The sequence below is a fragment of the Hominisplanchenecus sp. genome (genome assembly GCF_046967715.1).
Classification (GTDB): domain Bacteria; phylum Bacillota; class Clostridia; order Lachnospirales; family Lachnospiraceae; genus Hominisplanchenecus; species Hominisplanchenecus faecis.
This window is the reverse complement of record NZ_JBKVNQ010000034.1, coordinates 1-7745: the sequence shown is the minus strand read 5'-3', so window position 1 is coordinate 7745 and position 7745 is coordinate 1. Positions and strand designations below refer to the sequence as shown.

At 45.1% G+C, this 7745-nt stretch carries 8 protein-coding genes; 1 reads left to right on the top strand and 7 read right to left on the bottom strand.

Annotated elements, in window-relative coordinates:
- Positions 1-84: 84 nt before the first annotated feature.
- From hemW to gpr, 4 genes are all read right to left on the bottom strand, one after another.
- Complete coding sequence (hemW, locus tag ACLTL4_RS06635; RefSeq protein WP_412291099.1) at positions 85-1242, bottom strand: coproporphyrinogen-III oxidase family protein; 1158 nt, start codon at positions 1240-1242, stop codon at positions 85-87.
- Between the two features lies 1 nt (position 1243).
- The gene (lepA, locus tag ACLTL4_RS06630) at positions 1244-3058 is read right to left on the bottom strand and encodes a translation elongation factor 4 (RefSeq protein ID WP_173898036.1); all 1815 of its coding nucleotides are present in this window, start codon (positions 3056-3058) and stop codon (positions 1244-1246) included.
- 80 nt (positions 3059-3138) lie between these two features.
- Positions 3139-4398, bottom strand: coding sequence for a stage II sporulation protein P (spoIIP, locus tag ACLTL4_RS06625; protein WP_022118842.1), 1260 nt, complete (start codon positions 4396-4398; stop codon positions 3139-3141).
- A 43-nt stretch (positions 4399-4441) separates the two neighbouring features.
- Positions 4442-5356: a GPR endopeptidase gene (gene gpr / locus ACLTL4_RS06620; RefSeq protein ID WP_022118841.1), complete on the bottom strand. Its 915-nt coding sequence runs from the start codon at positions 5354-5356 to the stop codon at positions 4442-4444.
- 255 nt (positions 5357-5611) lie between these two features.
- On the opposite strand from gpr, the gene rpsT reads away from it, so the two are divergent.
- A complete protein-coding gene (rpsT, locus tag ACLTL4_RS06615) occupies positions 5612-5875 on the top strand; it encodes a 30S ribosomal protein S20 (protein WP_022118840.1) in 264 nt (87 codons plus the stop codon).
- Between the two features lie 79 nt (positions 5876-5954).
- Here the strand turns inward: rpsT and holA are convergent, their stop codons facing one another.
- From holA to ACLTL4_RS06600, 3 genes are all read right to left on the bottom strand, one after another.
- Complete coding sequence (holA, locus tag ACLTL4_RS06610) at positions 5955-6932, bottom strand: DNA polymerase III subunit delta (RefSeq protein WP_412291098.1); 978 nt, start codon at positions 6930-6932, stop codon at positions 5955-5957.
- Between the two features lie 49 nt (positions 6933-6981).
- Positions 6982-7179: a small, acid-soluble spore protein, alpha/beta type gene (locus ACLTL4_RS06605; RefSeq protein WP_022118838.1), complete on the bottom strand. Its 198-nt coding sequence runs from the start codon at positions 7177-7179 to the stop codon at positions 6982-6984.
- A gap of 132 nt (positions 7180-7311) precedes the next feature.
- Positions 7312-7497: a PspC domain-containing protein gene (locus tag ACLTL4_RS06600; RefSeq protein WP_022118837.1), complete on the bottom strand. Its 186-nt coding sequence runs from the start codon at positions 7495-7497 to the stop codon at positions 7312-7314.
- Positions 7498-7745: the final 248 nt, after the last annotated feature.

Here is a 7745-nt window from a genome sequence, read left to right as displayed (position 1 = left end):
ATAAAATGGCAGAACAAACATTTCAGCTTGTTCTGCCATTTCTGTATAAAGCGAACATTTGCAATTCGCTTTTCTGTTTTATCTTTATCCGAGCAAAAACTCAGAAAGCACCATGTTACTTAAATCAATCCCTTTTTCTGTCAGGGAAATGCGGTCCTCTTCAATTCTCAGCAATCCTTTTTCTGTGAGCTTTTGGATCTCCCTTTGGTAGATCACCGTCAGCGGACAGTGAAAATGCTCTTCAAATGCAGACAGGCTGACGCCTTCCATCATGCGAAGTCCCAAAAACAAGGTTTCTTCGATCTGATTGTCTTTTGTCAGCACCAGTAATTCCTTTTTTGAGAAATCCAGGTTTAAGTATTCCTGCAGATCATCGGTATTTTTATAACGGAGCGGATTCTGCAATGTGGATGCTCCAAGTCCAAAACCGATGTAGTCCACTCGTTTCCAGTATCCGACGTTGTGTCGGCATACATACCCTGCTTTTGCATAATTCGATATCTCATAACGATGATATCCATATTCGGAAAGAATCTCTGCCGTATCCTCGTACATCTGACGTTCCTCATCCTCCGAAGGCAAAAACTGCGGTTTTTCTCCGGCTTCTCTTTTTGCGGCATCCTGTCTGTAACGCTTTGCAAACGGCGTGCCATCCTCGATGATCAGACTGTAGGCGGAGATATGCTCCGGTCCAAGTTCACATACCTTTTTCAGAGTACAGCGATAGCTCTCTACACTCTGACCCGGAAGCGCCGACATCAGATCGACATTGATATTCGCAAATCCGATCCTTCTTGCCAGATAAAAATTCTCTTTGAACTGATTGTACGTGTGGATACGTCCTAAAAGCTTTAACTCCTCCTGATCTGCGGACTGCAGCCCCAGGCTTAAACGATTGATCCCTGCTTTTTGGTAAATCTGCAGTTTTTCTTCCGTCAGTGTCCCCGGATTGCATTCAATCGTAATTTCCGCATCTTCCCGGATATCCGGGAAACGCTCCCGGATCGCCTGCATGATCCGCATGATCTCACTGCCCTCCAGAACAGAAGGGGTACCGCCACCGAAAAAGATCGTAGATACCACGTAATCCTCCGCCAGATCAAACTGACGGATCTCTTCTATCAGGCAGTTGACATATTGTTTCTGAATTTCTTTTTCTGCCGGAAAAGACAAAAAATCACAGTATGCACATTTCCGGACGCAGAATGGGATGTGCAGATATAATTCCAGTTCTTTTTTCATATTATTTATCATCCAGCTTCAGCACGCTCATAAATGCTTTCTGCGGAATCTCCACGCTGCCGACCTGACGCATACGTTTCTTTCCTTCTTTCTGTTTTTCCAGAAGCTTTCTCTTACGGCTGATATCACCGCCGTAACATTTTGCAAGTACGTCCTTACGCATTGCTTTTACAGTCTCTCTGGCAATGATCTTGCTGCCGATCGCTGCCTGGATCGGGATCTCAAACAGCTGTCTTGGAATCTCCTCTTTTAATTTTTCGCACATCTTGCGTCCGCGTTCATACGCCGATCCTTCAAATACAATAAAGGAAAGGGCATCGACTTCTTCTCGGTTGACCAGAATATCCAGTTTGACAAGTTCGGAACGCTTGTACCCTTTCATTTCATAGTCAAAAGATGCATAACCTCTGGAACGTGATTTCAGAGCATCAAAGAAATCGTAGATGATCTCATTGAGCGGAAGGTCGTATTTGAGCAGTGCTCTTGTCTCTTCCATATATTCCATGCCAAGGTAAACACCTCTTCGCTCCTCGCAGAGCTGCATGATCGAACCGATGTATTCGGTCGTGACCATGATCTCGGCACTGACCATCGGCTCTTCCATATACTCGATCTCAGCCGGATCCGGAAGGTTTGCCGGATTTGTCAGCTCCATCACTTCTCCGTTTGTCTTATGGACTTTATAAACAACGCCAGGAGCCGTTGTCACAAGATCCAGATTGTATTCTCTCTCCAGACGCTCCTGAATGATCTCCAGGTGAAGCAGTCCTAAAAAGCCACAGCGGAAACCAAAGCCAAGTGCGATCGATGTCTCCGGCTCAAACTGCAAAGATGCATCGTTTAACTGCAGTTTCTCCAGTGCATCTCTCAGATCCGGATATTTTGCTCCGTCTGCCGGGTACATACCGCAGTAAACCATCGGATTTACCTTTTTATAACCAGGAAGTGGCTCCGCACATGGACGGTCTGCATCCGTGATCGTATCGCCGACACGGGTATCTTTGACATTTTTCAGACTCGCTGTGATATAACCTACCATACCGGCACGCAGTTCATCACACGGGATAAACTGTCCTGGTCCGAAATAGCCGACTTCTACGACTTCTGCCTCAGCTTTCGTCGCCATCATGCGGATCTTTGTGCCGCGTTTTACAGTTCCTTCTTTGATCCTGCAGAAAACGATGACACCTTTGTAGGCATCATAAAGAGAATCAAAGATCAGTGCCTGGAGCGGTGCTTTCGGATCACCCTGCGGTGCCGGGATCTTCTGCACGATCTGCTCTAAGACCTGATCAACATTCAGCCCGGTTTTGGCTGAGATACGCGGTGCATCCTGTGCCTCAATGCCGATCACATCCTCGATCTCATTGACCACGCGGTCCGGATCTGCACTTGGAAGATCGATCTTGTTGATAACCGGAATGACATCCAGATCGTGATCCAGAGCCAGATAAACATTTGCCAGTGTCTGTGCCTCGATGCCCTGTGCCGCATCGACAATCAGGATCGCTCCGTCACAGGCTGCAAGGCTTCTGGACACCTCATAGTTAAAGTCCACATGTCCCGGAGTATCTATCAGGTTAAATACATACTCTTCGCCGTCTTTTGCTTTGTAGATGATACGGACGGTCTGTGCTTTGATTGTAATGCCACGTTCTCGCTCCAGATCCATATTATCAAGTACCTGTGCCTGCATCTCACGGCTCGTCAAAAGGCCGGTCATTTCAATGATGCGGTCTGCCAGTGTGGATTTGCCATGGTCAATATGTGCTATAATACAAAAATTTCTGATATTCTTCTGATCTATACCTGCCACAATTCTATCTCCTTATTCCTAAACTTGCATTCTAAGTGGCATTTTAGCACATATTGTCTTTGTCTGGCAATCTTTTTCTGCTATCTGCCGGCAAGCACCCTGTCCAGGATATCTGCCAGCGGCTCCATGGCATTTTTCTCTTCTTCTACGGTGTTCAGCTGGCTGCCCGCCTCGATCAGCAGTGCCCGCGGCTTCAGATGCAGATTGTAGCGAAGACTCTGAAGATAAATATGTCTGGTGAACCCCGGATAATATTCCTGTGCTTTGATCTGAAGCTGAAAGGAAAACGCCAGATTCTCTTCAATATACGGATTAGGCAGATAGTCAACGTTTCCGTTTCTCGCAGTCCGGCTCAGCCCGTTAAAAAACATGATCTTCGCTACCTGTTTGCCATCGATCTGCGTGACCAGCTTCTCCCCATCCAGCCCATCCCGGTGCAGGTCGATCACCACCTCAACCGTTGGATTGGCCGCAAGAATGCTGCTGATCTCAGTCTCCGCCAGATTGTATGCCGTGTTGCGATCCAACACACCGTCTATCATGTCAAATACGCTTGTATTATGGATTACATTATATCCATACTTGTTTTCCAGCAGCTCTGTCAGATAATTTCCCATGCCCACAATCGTATCAGAAATATTTCCTTCTTCCGAATCTGCAAATGCTTCCTGCGAATGGGTATGATAGATCAGAATCTGCGGCACAGATGCATCTTTTTTTATGCGAAGATCCTGACCTGCAAGTTTCTCTGCATTGATCTGCTCCGGATCCGCTGTCGTAGATGCATCTACGGTATAATAATTTCCGACCAGCGTCTGGAAATCCTGAAGTTCTTCCATATTTACCGTTTCCTGCTGTTCTTTTGTTTCTTCGGTCTGTGCTTTTTTGTTTTTCTTTCTCTTTTTCTTTTTTACTGCTTTTTGAATGACCGTTTTTTCTGTCTCCTCCATGGATTCTGCTTCTGCCTTCTGCGGCATCTGATCCTGTGTGTTCTGTACTTCTGAAGACTTTTGCGTTTCCTGTGTTTTTTCACTTTCCGGATTTTTTTCTGTTTCTTCCCGTACCGTCAGCTGCGGCTCTTCTGATAAGAAATAGGACTCCTTGCTCTCCCAGTAAGTCAGAAGCGGAACGACTTCTTTTGTAAGCAGGGAAAGCCAGCTTTGATTCTCTGTACCTTTCACTGGTGCAAGTGTAAATACCGGTGCATAGAGCTGTGCTGTTTTCCTTGTCAAATTTTTGCCCCCGCCTGCGATCGACACACCCTTCACCAGAACATAAAGCCCCAGGCCGAAAATGACTGCCCACAGACTTCCGTGTATCCAGTTTTTAAAACGCTTCATGCCCTCACCTCATTCATTGCAATATATGAGGTGTTTTTTTTCATTATGCAAGCTGAAGGGCAAGATTGAGCCCTTCTGAAATCGTATAGCTCAGACGTTTCACCGTCTCATCAATATCCTTGGGCGTCACAAACATCGTATTTAAATGTGATGGAATCCTTTCTTTGATCAGCTGATATTTCTGTGCATAATCTTCCATATCAAGGGCATGAATCAGGCTCTCCATCGTATCATTGACAATGGTTGCCGCATCTACAACAGTGGGCACGCCGATGGCAATGACCGGAATGCCAAGAACCTGTTTATTTAAACCATTTCTGTGATTTCCGACACCGGAACCCGGATTGATCCCGGTATCTGTGATCTGGATCGTACGATTCAGCCTGCGTGTACTGCGGGCTGCCAGAGCATCCACTGCAATGATCAGGTCGGGATGCGTTTCCTTTACCACGCCTCTGATGATTTCCAGCGTCTCCATGCCTGTCTGAGCCATCACGCCCGGAACGATGCCGCTGACCGGATTTCGCTGTTCTTCCCCAAGCGAAGCTGCCCCGAATTCCCGGATCATATGCCTGGTGATGCAGATGTTGCCAACCACATAAGGTCCGAGTGCATCCGGTGTCACATCCCGGTTTCCAAGTCCGACGATCAGCACCGATTTTTCCCCTTCTCCCATCAGACTTTTCAGATGTTCTGCCAGTTTCTGCGATATTTCCCGGTGATAATCCTCATCCGGTGCCGACATATTCGGGGCTTCCATGGTAATATATGTCCCGACCGGTTTCCCCATCGTTTTTGCCCCGTTTTCTGTCTCGATCACCACCCTGGTCGTATGGATCTCCAGTTCTTCATCATCCTCCTCTTCAATCCGCACACCCCGAATTTTTACGTCATCTTCTTCAAAACTTTCTCTTGCTTCCAGTGCGAGGTCTGTTCTGATACGAAATCTTCCAAACATGCTCTGTTCCCTCCTGCTGTTTCGTTTTTTTGCCTGATTTTGTTTCCATCTGATCTGCTTTTATCAGTGTCTGTAATTCTTATCGAAATATTCCATATTTTTTCAAAATTTGATATTGACATTTGGCAGGCTTTGGTTTAGACTATGAGAGTATGTTTGAAGTATGTTCATTAGAACGTCCGTGTCCGGCTTTAATGTAACAGAAATCATATCATTTTATAGAAAAATTAGAATAAAAAATTGGAGGTGTACAGATTGGCTAACATCAAATCCGCAAAGAAAAGAATCCTGGTTAACAGAACAAAAGCTGAGCGTAATAAATCTATCAGATCTGCTGTTAAAACTGCTATCAAAAAAGTAGAGGTTGCAGTTGTTAACAAAGATAAAGAAACTGCAGTAAATGCACTGGGTGCTGCTACAGCTATCATCAACAAAGCTGCATCGAAAGGCGTTTATCACAAAAACAACGCTGCTAGAAAAGTTTCTCGTTTAGCAAAAGCTGTAAACAGCTTAAATTAAACCAATTTTTATAAATATATAACCCATCAGGTACCGTCAGCCTGATGGGTTTTTTATTTTGAAGGCAAAAATACTCTTATCAACTCGAATATTTGACAAGCAGAAGCTCCACGCTCATCACATCGTTCATACGCCCTGTTTTGACTGCCTCTTCCATCCTGACGCAGTCCTGTAGAGCTTCTTTTAAGGTTTTCAGTGAAAAGTATTCTGCCTGTCGCAGACAGTTCCGCACAATAAATCCTGCCATTTTCAGACGCTCCGAAATCGTTTTTGCACTGTATCCTTCCTCGGAAAGCTCTTTTACCTGCATCAGAAGATTAAACTGGCGTGTGATCAGATAGAGAATACGCATCGGCGGTTCTTTTAATGCCAGCAGATCATAGTAAAGCTCCATAGCTTTCTTCTGCTTTTTCTCTGCCATCGCATTGATCATATCGAAAATTTTATTTTCCGTCTGCTCACTGCAGATCACTGCGACATCTTCTTCGGTAATGGATTCTTTCTCCATACAGTAACAGATCAGTTTTTCCAGTTCCTGGCGTATCCGCTCCATATCCGTCCCCGTTTTTTCCAGAAACTGTTTCATCGCACCGGAAGTGATCATTTTTCCCTCTGTTTTCAGTATACCAAGTATCCATCTGGTCAGCGTCTGTTCGTTCTGTGCCGTAAACTCAACCACACTGCCTTTTTTGCTGACTGCTTTATAGAGCTTACCTCTTTTGTCTACTTCACTTTCCACAAACAGCATGATGGTTTCCTCTGGTATGGACGGGATGTATTCTGCCAGCTGCTGATTAGCGTTCTTAAAGAATCCGCTGTCCTCGATCAGAAGCAGGCGATGTTCTGCAAAGAACGGCATGGTATCCGCCTGTGCGATCATTTCCTCTACATCGATGCCTTTTCCACTGTAAATGCTCAGATTGATGGTATCCCCTTCCGGAAGAACTGCATCTTTCAGACGATTTTTGTATTGCTGTTTCAGATAGGCTTCTTCCCCATAGAAGAGATATACCGGCTTAAAGCTTCCTTTTTTGATATCCTCCACCACAGACTTCATATGGTTTCCTTTCTTTTGTCATGGCAGCGAAAGCAGATTTTATCCGCAGTTACATACCGGACTTCTTTTCTTCCCGCCTCCTGCGTGTCATAAGACCTCCGATACGGCCGGTTTCCTTCGCAGTCAGAGCTTTCCAGCCCTGCTCCATAACTTTATCGAGAAGTCCGAGCTCTTTTGCGATCTCATACTTTAATTCTTCTTCCGGTGCCAGATTATTTAAATCAATTTTTTCTTTTTTCTTAGACATATAGACCATACCCCTTTCTTTTCTGGAGTATGGCCTGATTTTTCATTTACTATTCATATGGACATGAAGTTTGAGGCAAAAAGTCTTTTGACCCAAATTTTAACCTTTTAACCCTGACATCATGCTATGGTTTCAGTACTCTTCCGGCATGATAATCGCTGCAATGATATACAGGATCAGTCCAGTACTGGTGCAGCCAAGCAGCACACATAACAGACGCACGATCGTAGGATCAATGCCAAAATATTCGCCGATTCCGCCGCACACGCCGCATAACACTCTGTTTGTTCTTGATTTGTAAAGTCTCTTTGGTTCCATAATCTTTCATCCTTTCATAATTAATTATGATATGTTTATCCTATGTTTCTGTAACTGATTTGTACCTTTGTCGGCTTTCGTATTATTCCACCGATATCTCAGACAACGTTCGAAATATCTTCCAGAATTTTTTCCGGAATATCCTGCACGCTCGGAAATTCCTGCATGTCTTCATAGAGCCTGCCGCTGCCTGCTCCCACTGCAAATGCTGCCGTACAAAGTCCGATGCCGCACACCAGCAGGAGCAC

Bases quoted from the DNA above. Each gene is read 5' to 3' on its own strand.
- hemW (WP_412291099.1), bottom strand. From the start codon at position 1,242: ATGAAAAAAGAACTGGAATTATATCTGCACATCCCATTCTGCGTCCGG.
- spoIIP (WP_022118842.1), bottom strand. From the start codon at position 4,398: ATGAAGCGTTTTAAAAACTGGATACACGGAAGTCTGTGGGCAGTCATT.
- gpr (WP_022118841.1), bottom strand. From the start codon at position 5,356: ATGTTTGGAAGATTTCGTATCAGAACAGACCTCGCACTGGAAGCAAGA.
- holA (WP_412291098.1), bottom strand. From the start codon at position 6,932: ATGAAGTCTGTGGTGGAGGATATCAAAAAAGGAAGCTTTAAGCCGGTA.
- ACLTL4_RS06605 (WP_022118838.1), bottom strand. From the start codon at position 7,179: ATGTCTAAGAAAAAAGAAAAAATTGATTTAAATAATCTGGCACCGGAA.
- ACLTL4_RS06600 (WP_022118837.1), bottom strand. From the start codon at position 7,497: ATGGAACCAAAGAGACTTTACAAATCAAGAACAAACAGAGTGTTATGC.